The sequence below is a fragment of the Pseudomonas sp. ACN5 genome (genome assembly GCF_002303975.1).
Lineage (GTDB): Bacteria > Pseudomonadota > Gammaproteobacteria > Pseudomonadales > Pseudomonadaceae > Aquipseudomonas > Aquipseudomonas laurylsulfatiphila.
In genome coordinates this window covers 149256-166208 of record NZ_MRCP01000002.1, presented here as the reverse complement: position 1 = coordinate 166208, position 16953 = coordinate 149256, and the positions used below count along the sequence as shown (strand labels likewise).

The window sequence follows — 16953 nt, the reverse complement described above, 5'->3', positions numbered from 1 at the left end:
CGCTGGATCAGCTGATCAAAATACCGAAACGTACTCACCCAGTTCGACTTGCACGGACTTGATGCGCGTGAAGTTATTGAGCGAGCTGATCCCGTTCTCCCGGCCGACACCCGACTGCTTGTAGCCGCCAACCGGCATCTTCGCGTCGGACTCGCCCCAGGCGTTGATCCAGCAGATACCGGCTTCCAGTTGATGAATCACGCGGTGCGCGCGGTTCAGGTCACGGGTGACGATACCGGCGGCCAGGCCGAATTCGGTGTCGTTGGCGCGACGGATCACTTCTTCTTCGGTTTCGTAGGTGAGGATCGCCATCACCGGGCCAAAGATTTCTTCACGGACGATGGTCATGTCGTCGGTGCAGTCGGTGAACACGGTCGGGGCCACGAAGGCGCCTTTGGCGAATTCGCCGTCGGTCAGACGCTCGCCGCCGCACAGCAGGCGTGCACCTTCTTCCTTGCCCTTGGCGATGTAGCCCAGCACGCTTTCCATGTGGGCGAAGCTGACCAGAGGGCCGAAGTTGGTGTTTTCGTCTTCAGGGTTGCCGACGCGGATGCGCGCAACGCGCTCAACGATCTTGGCTTCGAAAGCGGCTTTCAGGTGGGCCGGTACGAACACGCGGGTGCCGTTGGTGCACACCTGACCGGAGCTGTAGAAGTTGGCCATCATCGCGGTGTCGGCAGCGCGATCGAGGTCGGCGTCGTCGCAGATGATCAGCGGGGACTTGCCGCCCAGTTCCATGGTCACGTCCTTGAGCGAAGAGCTCGAAGCGCTGGCCATGACTTTCTTGCCGGTGTCGGTACCGCCGGTGAACGAGACTTTCTCGATGCGCGGGTGCTCGGTCAGCCAGGTGCCGACTTCGCGGCCGCTGCCGGTCAGGACGTTGAACACGCCGTTTGGCACGCCGGCTTCGGTGTAGATCTCGGCCAGTTTCAGGGTGGTCAGCGAGGTGACTTCGCTTGGCTTGAAGATCATCGCGTTACCGGCCGCCAGGGCTGGCGCGGATTTCCACAGGGCGATCTGGATCGGGTAGTTCCACGCGCCGATACCGGCCACGACGCCCAGCGGCTCGCGACGGGTGTAGACGAACGACGTGGTGCGCAGCGGAATCTGCTCGCCTTCGATGGCCGGAACCAGGCCTGCGTAGTACTCCAGCACATCGGCGCCGGTGACGATGTCGACGTAGCGGGTTTCGGAGTACGACTTGCCGGTGTCCAGGGTTTCCAGGGCGGCCAGCTCGTCGTTGCGCTCACGCAGGATTTCCACGGCGCGACGCAGGATGCGCGAACGCTCCATGGCGGTCATGGCGGCCCAGATTTTCTGGCCCTTTTCGGCGCTGACGACGGCGCGCTCGACGTCATCGAAGGTGGCACGTTGTACTTTTGCGAGGACTTCACCGTTAGCCGGGTTGATGGCTTCGAAAGTGGCGTCGCTGCTGGCGTCAGAGTAAGCGCCATCGATGTAGAGTTTTTGCAATTCGAAACGGGCCATAAAGTCCTCGCAAGTGCATCAGTGATTGGCGCGGTCCGGTGGTTGAGCGTTCTGTGTGCTCTAACTCACCTGCTTGGCCAGTTGGAAATCCATGTATTCGTAAGCGATCTGGTGCGCCTGCCCGGTGTCGAAAGCATCTCCCGACAGCGCGCCGCGCAACCACAAACCGTCAATGAGGGCTGCCAGGCCACGGGCTGCACTGCGCGCATCGTCGAGCGGCAGTACACGGCGGAACTGGCAGCACAGGTTGGAATACAGACGGTGATCGTTGATCCGCTGCAACCTGTGCAAAGACGGGTGGTGCATGCTGGTGGCCCAGAAGGCCAGCCAGGTTTTCATTGCCGGGCCATTGACCTGGCTGGCGTCGAAGTTGCCTTCGATGATCACCTGCAGATGCGCCCGCGGGCTTGCATCTGTCAGCGCCTGACGGCGCGCGGTGACGTTCTCGCTGAGGACACTCATCAGGTACTGCGCCGTGGCAGCGATCAGGCCGTTCTTGTCCTGAAAGTAATGACTGATGATGCCATTCGAGACACCGGCCAAACGGGCGATCAGCGCAATGCTGGCGTCCCCCATTCCGACCTGATCGACCGCCAGCAATGTGGCTTCGATCAACTGCTGGCGACGGATGGGTTGCATACCGACCTTGGGCATCTTGCACATCTCCTTGGGCCTTCCGGCAGACGTCAAACGACTACCGGCTTGAGGGCCAGTCTATTTTGTTTTGATTGAACGTTCAATCAACAAAGAATAAGATCTGCGACAAATCGTCGCTGCCTACAGATTTTCCCAACATGTAGCGGCGGAAAAATGACTTCCGAAACTGCTCGAAACCTACGCGCTGTGGCGCTCCAGGGGTTTCGGGCTTTTTTCGGGGTGTCTTTATATCACCCGCCGGTCGGCTGCCCACTAACCGATTGGTCGGGTAACTCGTTTGCCTTGCGTTCTTCTCTCGCACTGCCCGGAGCATCTGTGCCATGAGTTCTGCCTCGCTAATAAAGACCCCACCGCAGAAGGTGTCGGTCAACGGTTGGGTGTTCTACACCTCTACCGCGTTGATTCTGTTGTTGACCGCCATTCTGATCATCGCCCCGCAAGAGGCCGGCAGAATGCTGGGTACGGCGCAAGCCTGGTTGTCCCGCAGCTTCGGCTGGTACTACATGGTGGTGATTGCCGCCTATCTGATTTTCGTCGTCGGCCTGGCGTTTTCGTCCTACGGCAAACTCAAGCTGGGCAGCAAGGACGACACCCCGGACTTCAGCTACGGCGCCTGGGCGGGGATGCTGTTTTCCTCGGGTATCGGCATCTCGTTGCTGTATTTCGGCGCGTCCGAACCGCTGGACCACTACTTCAACCCGCCGGAAGGCGTGGCCGGCAGTAACCTCGCGGCACGTCAGGCAGTACAACTGACGTTCCTGCATTGGGGCCTGCACGGCTGGGCGATTTACGCGCTGGTCGGCTTGGCGGTGGCGTACTTTGCCTACCGCCATAACCAGCCGCTGGCGTTGCGTTCGGCGCTGTATCCACTGGTGGGTGAGCGCTGGGTCAAGGGCGCGGCCGGTCACGCGGTGGATGGCTTCGGCATGTTCGTGACCCTGCTGGGGCTGGTGACCAACCTGGGGATCGGTTCGTTGCAAGTGTCGTCGGGCCTTGAAAACCTGTTCGGCATGGAGCACAGCAACACCAACCTGCTGATCGTGATCATCGTGATGAGCACCGTGGCGACCATCGCCGCGGTGTCGGGCGTGGAAAACGGCATCCGTCGTCTGTCCAACCTGAACATCGTGCTGTTCAGCGGCCTGCTGATTTTCGTCCTGCTGTTCGGCCCGACCCTGCACCTGCTCAACGGTTTCGTGCAGAACGTCGGCGACTACCTGAACGGTGTGGTGCTGAAGACCTTCGACCTCTATGTGTATGAAGGCGACGCCGAGAAGTCCGACCGCTGGTTGGGCCTGTGGACCCTGTTCTACTGGGCCTGGTGGATTTCCTGGGCGCCATTCGTGGGCATGTTCATCGCACGTATTTCCCGTGGTCGCACGGTGCGTGAACTGGTGGCCGGCGTACTGCTGATTCCGCTGGGCTTCACCCTGGCGTGGCTGTCGATCTTCGGTAACTCGGCCCTGGACCTGGTGATGAACCATGGGGCGGTGGAGCTTGGAAAAACGGCGCTGGAACAGCCATCCATGGCGATCTACCAGTTGCTTGAGCATTACCCGGCATCGAAGGTGGTGATCGGCGTATCGATTTTCGTTGGTTTCGTGCTGTTCCTGACCCCAGCGGATTCCGGCGCGGTGATGATGGCCAACCTGTCGTGTAAGGGCGGTACCGTCGATGAAGACGCGCCGCACTGGCTGCGGATCTTCTGGTCGGTGGTGATCACCCTGGTGACCATCGGCCTGCTGTTCGCCGGTAACTTCGAAGCCATGCAAACCATGGTGGTACTGGCTGGTCTGCCGTTCTCGGTGGTGCTGGTGTTCTTCATGTTCGGCTTGCACAAGGCCATGCGCCAGGACGTGCAGATCGAACAGGAGCAAGCGGAACTGGCGGCACGCGGTCGTCGTGGTTTCAGCGAGCGTTTGACCCAGCTGGACCTGCAGCCGAGCCAGTCGGTGGTGCAGCGCTTCATGGACAAGCAAGTGAGCCCGGCGCTGGAAGATGCGACGGCGCAAATGCGTGCTCAAGGTCTGCAGGTTCAGACGCTGCTGGGCAAGTCCAAGCGTTGCATGGGCGTGCGCGTCGAGATGGAAGAGGGCAACCCGTTTGTCTACGAAGTCAGCCTGGACGGTTACCTGGCCACGCCGACTGAATCGGCACAGTCCGATGAGGCGCGTCAGCGTTTCTATCGCGCCGAGGTTTACCTGCATAACGGTAGCCAGGACTACGACTTGATGGGATTCACTCAAGATCAGATCACCCGTGACGTGCTCGATCAGTTTGAAAGCCATCGGCAGCTGCTTGGCCGGGTTTACAGCTGAGTAGCGATAGGGCGCGGTGTTTCTGTCTGAAGCACCGCGTTGCGCCCTTCGCGAGCAAGCCCGCTCCCACATTCGACCGCATTCGGTCACCTGTGGGAGCGGGCTTGCTCGCGAAGGGGCCATCAGCGGCAAAGCTATATGACCTGATAACCCATAAACAAAAACGCCGCGATTCTCTCGCGGCGTTTTTGCATCTGTTGCCTTACCCCAGGTTCTTGCCGAGCAGTGCGTGATACAGCTCGCTGTCGCCCAGAATCCCCACCACCTTGTTGTTGTCATGCAGCACCAGCTTGTTGCCGGTCTGATAACGAATCTGCAGCGCATCGCGCATGCCGATGTTCGAGTCCACCAGGGTGGGTCGACGACCCAGGCCTTCAACGGCCTGACCCGGTATCCAGTTCTGCAAGTCCAGCGCAGACCCGTTCTGGCGAGCGCCCTTGATGGTGTTGCCTTCAGCCAGATCCAGCCACGAATCACCGCCTGGATCCAGGCACACCGAACCGTTGATGCGCTTGCAGTTGTCCAGGGTGCGCATCAGGCTGCGGCCGCACAGTACGTTCAGCGGGTTGGTGTGGGCCACGAAGGTCCGCACGTAGTCGTCCGCAGGGTTGAGGACGATTTCTTCCGGCTTGCTGTACTGGATGATCCGGCCGTCTTTCATGATCGCGATGCGGCTGCCCAATTTCAGGGCTTCGTCGAGGTCGTGGCTTACGAACACGATGGTCTTGCTCAGCTTGCGTTGCAGTTCCAGCAGTTCGTCCTGCAGACCCTGGCGGATCAGCGGGTCAAGTGCCGAGAACGGTTCGTCCATCAGCAGGATGTCGGCGTCCATCGCCAGGGCACGGGCCAGGCCCACGCGTTGCTGCATACCACCGGACAGCTCGTTGGGCTTCTTGTTGCGCCACTGGGTCAGGCCCACCAGCTCAAGCTTGTCGTCCACCAGTTTGCGTCGTTCCTTCTCGGGCCGACCCTGCATTTCCAGGCCGAAGCTGATGTTCTCGCGAACGGTCAGCCAAGGCATCAAGGCGAACTTCTGGAACACCATCGCGATGCGTTTGGTGCGCATCATTTTCAGTTCGGCCGGGCTACAGGAGGCGATGTCGATCTGCTTGCCTTCGTGCTCGACGAACAACTTGCCACGGCTGACGGTGTTCAGGCCGTTGATGCAGCGCAGCAGGCTGGACTTGCCGGAGCCGGACAAGCCCATCAGTACACAGATTTCACCTTTTTCGATGTCCAGGCTGGCTTTTTCAACACCGACGATCTGCCCGGTCTTTTTCAGGATCTCGTTGCGGGTCATGCCCTGATCCAGCAGCTTGAGCGCCTCGCGTGGATCTTTGGAGAAGATAACGTCAACGTTATCGAAGCGAATAATGCTCATGCGTCACCCCCTACCTTGGCGTCGGGTTGTTTGCAGATACGGTCGAGCATGATCGCCAGCAGTACGATCGCCAGGCCTGCTTCGAAGCCCAGGGCGATATCAGCAGTGTTCAGTGCGTTGACCACCGGTTTGCCCAAACCATCGGCGCCCACCAGTGCCGCGATCACCACCATCGAAAGAGACAGCATGATGCACTGGGTGATGCCTGCCGCGATGCTTGGCATGGCGTGGGGCAGTTCGATTCGCGAGAGCAGCTGACGCCGGGAGCAGCCAAAGGCCTTGCCGGCGTCCATCAATTCTTCCGGAACATCGCGGATACCCAGGTAGGTCAGGCGGATGGGCGCGGCAATCGCGAACACCACCGTCGAAATCAGGCCCGGGACCACACCCAGACCGAAGAGGGTCAGGGTAGGAATGAGGTACACGAAGGTCGGTACGGTCTGCATCAGATCGAGTACCGGACGCATTACAGTATAGAACATCGGCTTGTGCGCGGCGACGATGCCCAGGGGCACGCCAATGAGCACGCAGACCAGGGTGGCGAACAACACCTGGGCGAGGGTTTCCATGGTTTCCTGCCAGTACCCCAGATTGAGGATCAGCAGAAAGGAGGCAACGACAAACGCGGTCAGGCCCCATTTGCGTTGAATGAAGTGTGCCAGTAGAGCGATCAGGCCGATCAGCGCCAGCGGGTTGAACCAGGTCAGCGCAAATGTCACGCCGTGGATCATCGTTTCCAGTGTCACGGCGATTGCGTCGAAGGTGCTGGCGCCGTGTTGCGTCAACCATTCAACGAAGCCCGAGATGTACTGGCCTAGAGGTATTTTCTGATCAATCAGCATGGTAGTGAACGTCCGCATGCAAGGAAATAAACAGCCCGGACGGCGTGGGCCGTCCGGCATAAGCGATGCTCCCTAATTCAAGGCGTCAGTTTGGCTTTCACGGCCTCCAGGCCCGGTTTACCGTCAATGGTGGTTACGCCAGCGAGCCAGGTATCGAGCACCTGTGGATTCTTTTTCAGCCAGGCCTTGGCGGCCGCGTCAGGCTTCATCTTGTCGTCCAGGATGTTGCCCATCAGTTCGCTTTCCATGTCGACCGTGAACTCCAGGTTTTTCAGCAACTGACCGACGTTGCTGCATTCCTCGGCATAGCCCTTGCGGGTGTTGGTCGCCACGGTGGCGGCGCCAAAGTCGGGGCCGAAGAAATCGTCGCCGCCGGTCAGGTATTGAATCTTGAAGCGCTTGTTCATCGGGTGCGGCGCCCAGCCAAGGAAGACCACGGCGGTGTCGCGTTTCTGCGCGCGGTCGACCTGCGACAGCATGCCTGCTTCGCTGGACTCGACGACCTTGAAGCCCGCGTCCTTGAGGCCGAAGGCGTTCTTGTCGATCATCGACTGGATCAGGCGGTTGCCATCGTTGCCAGGCTCGATGCCGTAGATCTTGCCGTCGAGCTCTTTCTTGAATTTGGCGATGTCGGCGAAGTCATGCAGCCCCTTGTCGTACAGCGCTTGAGGGACGGCGAGGGTGTACTTGGCACCCTTGAGGTTGGTACGCACGGTTTCCACGGTGCCGGCATCGCGGTAGGCCTTGATGTCGTTTTCCATGGTCGGCATCCAGTTCCCCAGGAACACGTCCATGTTCTTGCCATCGGCCAGCGACTTGTAGGTCACGGGCACGGAAATCATGGTGGTCTTGGTCTTGTAGCCGAGGGCGTTGAGCACGACGCTGGTCGTCGCGGTTGTCGCGGTGATGTCGGTCCAGCCGACATCGGAGAAGTTTACGGTACTGCACTGCGCCGGTTCTGCGGCTTGCGCCAGAACCGGCAGACTAAGCATGGCGGCCAACAACAACGACGGGGAACCTTTCATGGATGGACTCCTTGGTGTTTTTTTTGGCAGTGTTCCGACTGGACCACCGCACTTATAGGTTGCGGTTGGATGGCGTTCTGGAGACAGCTCTACCACGGCGCCTTGCAATCGAGTCGATACGATCATGTACCAGTGAAAATCTGACGCCTACAGGGTGCGTCGTATCCAGTACAGGGATGGTCGCATCCAGTGTCGGTGACGTCGTTTACAGATTTTTTCAGCCCTTTTTTCCCCTCTGAACCGCAAAAAAACGGCGAAAACACGGCGTAAAAGACACGCGGCGCTGGTGGGCATGAGTGCGTCGGTTAGAGACGTCGAACAACTGGATAAAAGCTTGATGATGCGGCCATCTCGGCGGATTGCAGCTTGAGCGTAGCAGCTCCGTCACCCTGCGCTTTGGCGTGCGCAGTGGGCCCATTCAGGAGTTCGGCAGTCATGGCTATCAGTGTTTTCGACCTGTTCAAAATCGGCATCGGCCCTTCCAGTTCGCACACCGTGGGACCCATGCGGGCAGCGGCGTTGTTTGTGCAGGGCTTGCGCGAGCGGGGTCTGCTGGAACAGGTGCGGCGTGTCGAAGTCCAGCTGTTTGGCTCGTTATCGGCCACGGGCATCGGCCACGGCAGCGACAACGCGGTGATCATGGGCCTGATGGGCGAGTGGCCGGATGCGATCGATCCGTCGCAAATCGGCATCCGTATCCAGACCCTGCGCGAAACCCACACACTGTTGCTCGACGGTCGCCTGCCGGTGCCGTTCGTCTGGGCTCGGGACATGCGCCTGATCGACGAAAACCTGCCGTTCCACCCCAACGCCATGACCCTGATTGTCGAAGGCGATGACGGTGAATTGCATCGCGACACCTACTACTCGGTCGGCGGCGGTTTTGTCGTCGATGAGGCGCAAGCTTCCAGCGGTGTCGTGGATCTGGATCGCACCGTGCTTCCATATGACTTTTCCAGCGCCGCCGAGCTGTTGCAGCTGTGCAAGAAGCACAACCTGCGCGTGGCTGAATTAATGATGGCTAACGAGAAAGTCTGGCGCAGCGAAGAAGAAATCCGCAGCGGTCTGATGAAGCTCTGGCGCGCCATGCAGGACTGCGTCGAACAGGGCCTGAAACACGAAGGCATCCTGCCCGGCGGGCTGAACGTGCGCCGCCGCGCGGCGAAGCTGCATCGCAGCCTGCAGGAGCTGAACAAACCCAACGTGATTGGCTCGACCTTGAGCGCCATGGAATGGGTCAACCTGTTCGCCCTGGCGGTCAACGAAGAAAACGCCGCCGGCGGGCGCATGGTCACGGCACCGACCAACGGCGCGGCGGGGATCATTCCGGCCGTGCTGCACTACTTCATGAAGTTCAGCGAGGCTGTGACCGACGCCAATGTCGTCGACTACTTCCTCGGTGCGGCGGCGGTAGGCATCCTGTGCAAGAAGAACGCCTCGATCTCCGGTGCCGAAGTCGGTTGCCAGGGCGAAGTCGGTTCGGCCTGCGCCATGGCGGCCGCCGGGCTGGCGGAAATCCTTGGCGCCACACCAGAGCAACTGTGCAACGCGGCGGAAATTGGCCTGGAACACAACCTCGGCCTGACCTGCGACCCGGTGGGTGGACTGGTCCAGGTGCCGTGCATCGAGCGCAACGCGATTGCGGCGGTGAAGGCGATCAACGCTGCGCAGATGGCATTGCGCGGCGATGGCCAGCACTTTATTTCGCTGGATCGGGTAATCCGCACCATGCGCGATACCGGTGCCGACATGCATGACAAATATAAGGAGACATCGCGGGGTGGGTTGGCGGTGAGTGCGGTGGAGTGTTGAGGGGGTAACGTAAGAATTACTTGGATACAGGTGTAAGTCATTTGCAGCAGTAGCGGTCTCTAGAATGCTGGGCTCGATTTCCTGTCTTCGAGGGTTTCTATGCTAACGAAAACACTATCCGGTTCCGCTCCAAATCTTAGTGGTGTCCTGTTGGATCCTGGCTTTCACGCAAAAACGACGTTGGTACACAAACAATTGGTTTTGGCAGAAAACAATCCGGGTTCGCTTCATCTTGCCAGTAGCAGCAAGTTGACATGGGTAAAGCACGATTGCTCTCCAGCGGCGTTACTTCATAGCGTTGAAATGCATGCTAAACGAGGTTTGCTGAACTTGATTGCTTCGAGGGATTTTTCCACTGGGGCGCTCAGCCAAGAGGACAAGCGTGAGGTTGGGCGTGCTGTGACCTCTACGGTAATGGCTCTGAATCAAATTTTGGCCAGGAAAGACGCAGAATCTCCGTCAATTACAGTTCACGAGAATCATTTGATCGGCGATGGATTGATTCATGAGGACCGCAATCTTCCGCGTCAGAGTAACCCTGACGATTATGATCGCTACCATACTCTGGGGGTTCCTTTTGCGGAAAATGGTCGCATGCAGGCCCATTATCATCTTGAGTTCAGGGGTGGGTTAACCGCCGCAGCCGTTGCTGATGTACTTAATAGTCTCAACGATGTAGGGACGGTCATTGCCGGGAGGGAGATCATTTCAGTAGAAGATATCGAACTGATTCTTGGCAAAATGCCGGCGAGCGATGCTGCAAAGTCATCATTGCGTACGGAAATCAAAACTGTCCGCCAGTTGATTCCCAGTGAGCTCGATGCAGGTTCATCAAAAACCCAGGTTCGCGATGTGTTGTTTGGCGCATTTACCGCATTGGGTAGCGCAAATGTCGAGGTAAGCACGGGCCAGGTGTTTCGGAACGCTCATATGAACGGATTTCGCGTTGCAGAGCCCGATTGCCTGGGTAATGGCAATACCCGGCTGAGCGATGATCTTGCTTTGATTGAGTCTTTTTCAGGTGGCGTTTCGGTCTCTTCTTTGACTATCCAGCATTTGTTGGACATTCACCTTTCTTTTCGAAAAGCGATGGCTGATCTACCAGATGCGGATGCGGTTGGGGTGAAGGAGCTGCAAGCTTTTAAAGAACGGTTGGAGGCGGCCTCAGATCAGGTAGCAAGAATGTTGAGACGTTCCTGATCGTCGCAGTAGCGGTTGCGAAGTTAAATAAAACGCTTCGGTGCAAGGGGGGCGTTTGTTATCAAGACCAGTCAAAACTGCGCGCTAAGTGAACACTCGATTTAAAACGCGCCACCTTTTGGCGCGTCGCTAACAGATAATCCGTGTCACCGGCGGTCGGGTCTTATCCAGAGCTCTGACCACCCGTCACCCGTGCCTGCGGTGACACTCTTTTACAGCGGCTCGCAGCCCTGTTCCCACAAGTGCTACCGAATTGCTCACCGCTCGTGAGCCGGGGCGCTTGCCCGTCCTGATGGCCATTTAAATCCCCACGCCTTGCAAGACATATATAGACACATTCCGACGTCGTTTTTAGGAGTTATTGAACGCGCATTCAAATTTAGGCATGGCAATTGCTCTGTCATTACAAAGCCCGTCTCCCACGCGAGAACGATGGCAATAAAAAGAGCCTCCGCCTGAGGCCATCACCCGCTTTGTGTGAGGAGATACCGCGATGACGACGTTCAACTCCGGGGCCCAACCCCAGAACCGTGCGCCTCAATCCATCGGCTTTCTGCTGCTGGACAATTTCACGCTGATTTCTCTGGCCTCCGCAGTAGAACCCCTGCGCATGGCCAACCAGTTGTCCGGTCGCGAGCTATATCGCTGGACCACCCTCACCGTCGATGGCGGCCAGGTCTGGGCCAGTGACGGCCTGCAGATCACCCCCGACGCCTCCATGCACAAAGCCCCGCCAATGGACACCGTCATCGTCTGCGGCGGTATCGGCATCCAGCGCACTGTGACCCGTGAACACGTGTCATGGCTGCAAAGCCAGGCCCGCCAGTCCCGCCGCCTCGGCGCGGTGTGCACCGGCAGCTGGGCCCTGGCCTGCGCCGGCCTGCTCGACGGCTTCGATTGCAGCGTGCACTGGGAATGCCTGGCAGCCATGCAGGAAGCTTTCCCGCGGGTGGCCATGAGCACCCGCCTGTTCACCCTCGACCGTAACCGTTTCACCAGCTCCGGCGGCACCGCGCCGCTGGACATGATGCTGCACCTGATCAGCCGCGATCACGGCCGTGAACTGTCGGCGGCCATTTCGGAAATGTTTGTCTACGAGCGCATCCGCAACGAGCAGGATCACCAGCGTGTGCCGCTCAAGCACATGCTCGGCACGAATCAGCCAAAACTGCAGGAAATCGTTGCGCTGATGGAAGCCAACCTCGAAGAGCCGATCGATCTCGACGAACTGGCCGTCTATGTCGCGGTATCCCGTCGTCAGCTCGAGCGCCTGTTCCAGAAATACCTGCACTGCTCGCCGTCGCGTTACTACCTGAAGCTGCGCCTGATCCGCGCCCGGCAACTGCTCAAGCAAACGCCGATGTCGATCATCGAAGTGGCATCGGTGTGTGGCTTCGTATCCACGCCGCACTTCTCCAAGTGCTACCGCGAATACTTCGGCATTCCGCCGCGTGACGAGCGCGTAGGCTCCAACACTACCCAGCAAGTGGCGATGATGCCGTTGCCGCAAGCCTTGGTGCTGTCGCCGTTGTCCGGGCCGTTGTCGGCGTTGAGCCAGGCGCGTAATGAGTCGACGTTTGCCAGTGTAAGGCTTTAAACCGAGGCGCCTTCATTCGCGGGCAAGCCCGCTCCCACAGGTTTTGTGTCAGAGCATTAACTTTGTGCTCGACACAAAGCCCTGTGGGAGCGGGCTTGCCCGCGAAGTCTTTTTATCGGCCTGTGTGGCTCTGCTGATACTCCGCCAATGCCGGCAACAACTGCTTGTCGATCGCCTGGCGCACCGCCGGCAGGATGGTCGCGCTGCTGGTGTACATCTGCTTGACCATGGTCCGCAGCGTCATCGCCCGTACATCGTTCAAACCCCGTACCGCACACTCACAGGCCTGCTCGGCGGTGGCGCCGGTGGGCACCTCAAATCCCAACGACTTGAGCTGGCCCAACAGGTCTTCCTGGTCTATCAAATCGGCGTGCATCATGACGCAATCCTTCTTCAGGGAACGGTGTCGTGGCTCGATTCTGGTAGGGCCACGCAGTAGCGGCAAGGGCGAATTGTCGCAATGGCCGCAATGGCTATGAACAGGTCGTTTTCGACTAACTTGCCGTTCGGAGGAGTGGGCACACTGGGCTCAGCTCGCTTCACGAAGGTTTGGTCACCCTCGCACGGCAGCTCCTCAACAGTACCCTCTGCCTCGATCCTGTCACGGCTTGATCGGGGCTTTTTTTTGTCTGTGAATCAATGGGTTTTGTATCGATTAATAGACCGCTTTCGCGAGCAAGCCCGCTCCCACAGTTGACCGAGTCCCATCAGGGGAATGCGGTCGAGTGTGGGAGCGGGCTTGCTCGCGAAGAACGATGACGCGGTCTAGCGTTGCAACACCAGAATCCGCGACAACAACTCATCCCGGTCGACATAGCAGCCCTGGAAGTGCCGCGCCCCGGTGGCGGGGTCGAAGGCGTTGCGGGCGTGCAGGGTGCGGCGGTTGTCGAAGCACCACAGCTCACCGGGATTGAGCCGCTGCATCAAGCGGAATCGGGGTTCGCGCGTCATCGCGATAAAGCGCCGGTAGGCGTGATAAAGCCTGGGCATCTGCTCCACCGAAGTGTCGAACGGTCCGCGCAGAAAGTTCGCCATGCGGATTTCCGATACCTGCCCCAACGTATCCAGGGCGATGATCGGCGCGAGGCAGCGGTAGTCGCTGTGGCGGTCTTTGTTGCGAAACTCTACGGGGATTTCGCAAAGGCTTTTGAATGACTCCGGGTCTTCGCGACGCAGCGCATCGGCGATGGCAAACCCGTCGACAAAAATGCTTTCGCCGCCCTCGGCGTCATTGACCAGGCAATGCAGGAATTGCAGCCCCGGTTGCAGCTCTCGGGTCGGCAAATCACTGTGCAGCGGCAGGTTGAAAGCGGTGTAGGCGTTGCTGTCGGCGTCGGCTTTGGATTGCACGTTGAACAGCACGCCGAAATTGCTCTCGCGGATGAAGGAAATCCGTTGCGCGATCAACTTCAGAGAGCCGGGCTCGGTGGGCACGCCACGAACCTGGGTCAGGCCGACATCGCGAACCGCCAGCAGCCATTGCAGCAACGCCTGCGGGTCGTTCTTCAGTGCTTGATATTCGAACACCGGCAACTGCAAATCGCTGTGCCAGAGCCTGGCTTTGGGTTTGCGTGCCAGGCGTTCGGCGCGGGATTCATCGTCATAGGCGTGGGCGCGCAGCCAGCCGGGATCGAAGCGGCTGGCGTGGCCATCCTGCCAATCCATCGACAGGCAGCCATCGGTGTCGATGTGTACGGCGTCAGGCATCAGGTCTTGAGCCACATCGACGATTTCCAGCACTTGCTCGCGGGTCACGGTGTAGGCGCACTGCGGGCACGGGCAGTTATCCCGCAGCCATTGATGGTGGAAAGGGCTGACGCGATCGTCGGCCCACTTCACCAGAACCCGGTCCGCCAGTGTCTGCACGCCAGTCAGCGCGCTGATCAACGGATAGGTACGAAAGTCGGCCAATGCAGCGGCGGTGTTCATGACGATCTCCTTGTTATTTTTTTGGGGGTAATGCGATCACTCGGCCAATGTACCCGGGCGTTGGCAGGTCCGCCTGTTCGGCGACGATGGCTTGCAGCCGATTCAAGGACTGGTCGCTGAACGGGGCCGAACGCGGTCCGGCGAGTTCCACGTGCAGCAGCATCTGTTCATTACCGGCGAGTTCCTTGTCATCACCGACCAGATGCAGGCTGTGATAGAGGTGCAGGCGTTTGCTGTCGTGGGCAATGATCTGGGTGTGCACTTCGACTTGGGCGTCGAGTTTCACTTCGTGCAGGTAGTTGAGGTGCAGTTCGAGAGTGAACAGCGAGTTGCCGCTGGCTTCGCGACTGTCGCTGTCCAGGCCCAGGCGATCCATCAGGGCATCGGTGGCGTAGCTGAAAATCAGCAGGTAGAAGGCGTCGCGCAGGTGGCCGTTGTAGTCGACCCAGTCGGGGATGATGGTGGTTTGGTAGGTGGTGAGGGTGGGCATGGTTCAGGTTCCGATAATAGTGGTGACCGGGCTACCGCTTTCGCGAGCAAGCCCGCTCCCACAGGGGGGGACGCATTCCAATGTGGGAGCGGGCTTGCTCGCGAAGGGGCCAGGCCTGCTGGGCCATTAACTGACGGTCTACTCGCTGAAGGCCATCCCATGTTTCTCTTTGGTGGTCTTCACCGCCTCCAGCACTGCCAGCAGGCAGTCATCACGATAGCGCTCCAGCGCTGAAATGCTGTGTTTACCCAGTTGATCGCTGGTACCGTCGACCACGTCGTCGATCAGCTTGTCGGTCAGTTCCGGTGCCGGCAGGTAAGTCCACGGCAACTGCAACGCCGGGCCGAACTGCGCCATGAAGTGACGCATGCCGGCATCACCACCGGCCAGGGTGTAGGTCAGGAAGGTGCCCATGAACGACCAGCGCAGGCCTGCGCCGAAGCGGATCGCATCGTCGATTTCACCGGTAGTCGCCACGCCGTCGTTGACCAGGTGCAGCGCCTCACGCCACAGCGCTTCGAGCAGGCGGTCGGCGATGAAGCCCGGCACTTCCTTGCGCACGTGCAACGGGCGCATCCCCAGGGATTCATAGACTTTCATCGCCGCTTGCACGGCTTCGGGCGCGGTGTTTTTACCGCCGACCACTTCGACCAGTGGTAGCAGGTAAACCGGGTTGAACGGGTGACCGACCACGCAGCGCTCCGGGTGTGTGGCACTCTCGTAGAACTCGCTCGGCAGCAGGCCGGAGGTGCTGGAGCCGATCAACGCATTGGGCTTGGCTGCCGCGCTGATTTTGCTGTGCAGGTCCAGTTTCAGCTCAAGGCGTTCCGGGGCACTTTCCTGGATGAAGTCAGCGTCGCGAACGCATTCTTCGATGGTTGCGACAAAGCGCAGGCGATCCTGCGATGCACCCGGCGCCAGGCCTTGTTTCTCCAGTGCGCCCCAGGCGTTGGCGACGCGTTTGCGCAGGGCTGCTTCAGCGCCTGGTGCCGGGTCCCAGGCCACTACATCCAGGCCATGGGCGAGGGCGCGGGACACCCAGCCGCTGCCGATGACACCGCTGCCCAGGGCGGCGAAGGTTTTGATTTCGGTGATGAAGCTCATGGTCAATTCCTGAATTTGGCTCGGAAAAAAACTGTGGGAGCGAGCTTGCTCGCGATGGCGGTATTCCTGCCGCAGATGATGCTTCGGATGTACCGATGTCATCGCGAGCAAGCTCGCTCCCACAGGGGGAAAGTTGTTTTGAATTAACCGCGCTGGGTCAGGCCCATTTTCTTGCGGCCTTCAGCGGGGGTGAGCACGCGGGCACCAAGGCGGCTGAGGATTTCCGTGGCGCGTTCGACCAGTTGGCCGTTGGTCGCCAGCACGCCCTTGTCCAGCCACAGGTTGTCTTCCAGCCCGACCCGCACGTTGCCGCCGAGCAACACCGCTTGCGCCGCCATCGGCATCTGCATGCGACCGATACCGAAGCCGGCCCAGACCGCGTCGGCCGGCAGGTTGTCGACCATGGCTTTCATGGTGGTGGTGTCCGCCGGAGCGCCCCACGGGATGCCCAGGCACAGCTGGAACAACGGGTTGTCGAGCAGGCCTTCCTTGATCATCTGCTTGGCGAACCACAGGTGGCCGGTGTCGAAGATTTCCAGCTCGGCCTTCACGCCCAGCTCTTGAATGCGTTTGGCACCAGCGCGCAGCTGGGCCGGGGTGGAGACGTAAATGGTGTCGCCGTCGCCGAAGTTCAGGGTGCCGCAATCGAGGGTGCAGATTTCCGGCAGCAGTTCTTCGACGTGGGCCAGACGGGTCAGCGGGCCGACCAGATCGGTGTTCGGACCGAATTCCATCGGATTCTCGCCGGCACCGATTTCCAGGTCGCCGCCCATGCCGGCAGTGAGGTTGACGATGATATCCACGTCCGCCTCGCGGATACGCTCCATCACCTCGCGATACAGCGCCACATCACGGCTAAACTTGCCGGTTTGCGGGTCGCGCACATGGCAGTGAACCACGGTGGCGCCGGCCTTGGCGGCTTCCACGGCGGCAGCCGCGATCTGTTTTGGGGTGACCGGCACGTGGGGGCTCTTGCTGGTCGTGTCGCCAGCACCGGTGAGTGCGCAGGTGATGATGACGTCGTGGTTCATTTGGCGGTTCCTTACAGGCGAGTTTTTTGGTTTTGGCCAGGCATGCTGGTCCCGTTCGCAGCCCCTTGGGGCTGCGAGA

At 59.7% G+C, this 16953-nt stretch carries 14 protein-coding genes; 4 read left to right on the top strand and 10 right to left on the bottom strand.

All coding sequences use genetic code 11. The features are described 5' to 3' along the window. Positions 1-15: 15 nt before the first annotated feature. Together betB and betI are read right to left on the bottom strand one after the other, a co-directional pair. A complete protein-coding gene (betB, locus tag BSF40_RS03890; protein WP_095964152.1) occupies positions 16-1488 on the bottom strand; it encodes a betaine-aldehyde dehydrogenase in 1473 nt (490 codons plus the stop codon). A gap of 60 nt (positions 1489-1548) precedes the next feature. Then, positions 1549-2142: a transcriptional regulator BetI gene (gene betI / locus BSF40_RS03885; RefSeq protein WP_007975486.1), complete on the bottom strand. Its 594-nt coding sequence runs from the start codon at positions 2140-2142 to the stop codon at positions 1549-1551. 380 nt (positions 2143-2522) lie between these two features. On the opposite strand from betI, the gene BSF40_RS03880 reads away from it, so the two are divergent. Further along, complete coding sequence (locus BSF40_RS03880) at positions 2523-4463, top strand: BCCT family transporter (protein ID WP_256589422.1); 1941 nt, start codon at positions 2523-2525, stop codon at positions 4461-4463. A 202-nt stretch (positions 4464-4665) separates the two neighbouring features. Here BSF40_RS03880 and choV read toward each other — a convergent pair whose 3' ends face one another. The 3 genes from choV to BSF40_RS03865 form a co-directional block, all read right to left on the bottom strand. Then, positions 4666-5844, bottom strand: coding sequence for a choline ABC transporter ATP-binding protein (gene choV / locus BSF40_RS03875; RefSeq protein WP_015097151.1), 1179 nt, complete (start codon positions 5842-5844; stop codon positions 4666-4668). Further along, positions 5841-6686, bottom strand: coding sequence for a choline ABC transporter permease subunit (gene choW, locus BSF40_RS03870; RefSeq protein ID WP_095964150.1), 846 nt, complete (start codon positions 6684-6686; stop codon positions 5841-5843). The genes choV and choW overlap by 4 nt, the downstream gene beginning before the upstream one ends. Before the next feature lie 77 nt (positions 6687-6763). Then, positions 6764-7711 (bottom strand): choline ABC transporter substrate-binding protein, encoded by a 948-nt coding sequence (locus tag BSF40_RS03865; protein ID WP_015097149.1) that lies wholly within the window; start codon positions 7709-7711, stop codon positions 6764-6766. Positions 7712-8146: 435 nt separating this feature from the next. Between BSF40_RS03865 and BSF40_RS03860 the strand changes: the two genes are divergently transcribed. From BSF40_RS03860 to BSF40_RS03850, 3 genes are all read left to right on the top strand, one after another. Next, the gene (locus BSF40_RS03860; protein WP_095964149.1) at positions 8147-9523 is read left to right on the top strand and encodes an L-serine ammonia-lyase; all 1377 of its coding nucleotides are present in this window, start codon (positions 8147-8149) and stop codon (positions 9521-9523) included. Between the two features lie 99 nt (positions 9524-9622). Next, positions 9623-10723, top strand: a complete 1101-nt coding sequence (locus BSF40_RS31495) for a hypothetical protein (RefSeq protein ID WP_141249700.1) — start codon at positions 9623-9625, stop codon at positions 10721-10723. 493 nt (positions 10724-11216) lie between these two features. Then, positions 11217-12320, top strand: a complete 1104-nt coding sequence (locus BSF40_RS03850; protein WP_007975492.1) for a GlxA family transcriptional regulator — start codon at positions 11217-11219, stop codon at positions 12318-12320. 112 nt (positions 12321-12432) lie between these two features. Here the strand turns inward: BSF40_RS03850 and BSF40_RS03845 are convergent, their stop codons facing one another. The 5 genes from BSF40_RS03845 to BSF40_RS03825 form a co-directional block, all read right to left on the bottom strand. After that, positions 12433-12699 carry a hypothetical protein gene (locus BSF40_RS03845; protein ID WP_007995656.1) on the bottom strand — a complete coding sequence of 89 codons (267 nt, stop codon included), beginning with the start codon at positions 12697-12699 and terminating at the stop codon, positions 12433-12435. Positions 12700-13085: 386 nt separating this feature from the next. Then, a complete protein-coding gene (locus BSF40_RS03840; protein WP_095964147.1) occupies positions 13086-14249 on the bottom strand; it encodes a gamma-butyrobetaine dioxygenase in 1164 nt (387 codons plus the stop codon). Between the two features lie 13 nt (positions 14250-14262). Continuing rightward, the gene (locus BSF40_RS03835) at positions 14263-14739 is read right to left on the bottom strand and encodes a thioesterase family protein (RefSeq protein WP_095964146.1); all 477 of its coding nucleotides are present in this window, start codon (positions 14737-14739) and stop codon (positions 14263-14265) included. A 138-nt stretch (positions 14740-14877) separates the two neighbouring features. Then, the gene (locus BSF40_RS03830) at positions 14878-15843 is read right to left on the bottom strand and encodes an L-carnitine dehydrogenase (RefSeq protein WP_095964145.1); all 966 of its coding nucleotides are present in this window, start codon (positions 15841-15843) and stop codon (positions 14878-14880) included. A gap of 143 nt (positions 15844-15986) precedes the next feature. After that, positions 15987-16874 (bottom strand): 3-keto-5-aminohexanoate cleavage protein, encoded by an 888-nt coding sequence (locus BSF40_RS03825; RefSeq protein ID WP_007975497.1) that lies wholly within the window; start codon positions 16872-16874, stop codon positions 15987-15989. Positions 16875-16953: the final 79 nt, after the last annotated feature.

Coding starts and splice junctions, on each gene's coding strand:
- betB (WP_095964152.1), bottom strand. CDS start 1,488: ATGGCCCGTTTCGAATTGCAAAAACTCTACATCGATGGCGCTTACTCT.
- betI (WP_007975486.1), bottom strand. CDS start 2,142: ATGCCCAAGGTCGGTATGCAACCCATCCGTCGCCAGCAGTTGATCGAA.
- choV (WP_015097151.1), bottom strand. CDS start 5,844: ATGAGCATTATTCGCTTCGATAACGTTGACGTTATCTTCTCCAAAGAT.
- choW (WP_095964150.1), bottom strand. CDS start 6,686: ATGCTGATTGATCAGAAAATACCTCTAGGCCAGTACATCTCGGGCTTC.
- BSF40_RS03865 (WP_015097149.1), bottom strand. CDS start 7,711: ATGAAAGGTTCCCCGTCGTTGTTGTTGGCCGCCATGCTTAGTCTGCCG.
- BSF40_RS03860 (WP_095964149.1), top strand. CDS start 8,147: ATGGCTATCAGTGTTTTCGACCTGTTCAAAATCGGCATCGGCCCTTCC.
- BSF40_RS31495 (WP_141249700.1), top strand. CDS start 9,623: ATGCTAACGAAAACACTATCCGGTTCCGCTCCAAATCTTAGTGGTGTC.
- BSF40_RS03850 (WP_007975492.1), top strand. CDS start 11,217: ATGACGACGTTCAACTCCGGGGCCCAACCCCAGAACCGTGCGCCTCAA.
- BSF40_RS03845 (WP_007995656.1), bottom strand. CDS start 12,699: ATGATGCACGCCGATTTGATAGACCAGGAAGACCTGTTGGGCCAGCTC.
- BSF40_RS03840 (WP_095964147.1), bottom strand. CDS start 14,249: ATGAACACCGCCGCTGCATTGGCCGACTTTCGTACCTATCCGTTGATC.
- BSF40_RS03835 (WP_095964146.1), bottom strand. CDS start 14,739: ATGCCCACCCTCACCACCTACCAAACCACCATCATCCCCGACTGGGTC.
- BSF40_RS03830 (WP_095964145.1), bottom strand. CDS start 15,843: ATGAGCTTCATCACCGAAATCAAAACCTTCGCCGCCCTGGGCAGCGGT.
- BSF40_RS03825 (WP_007975497.1), bottom strand. CDS start 16,874: ATGAACCACGACGTCATCATCACCTGCGCACTCACCGGTGCTGGCGAC.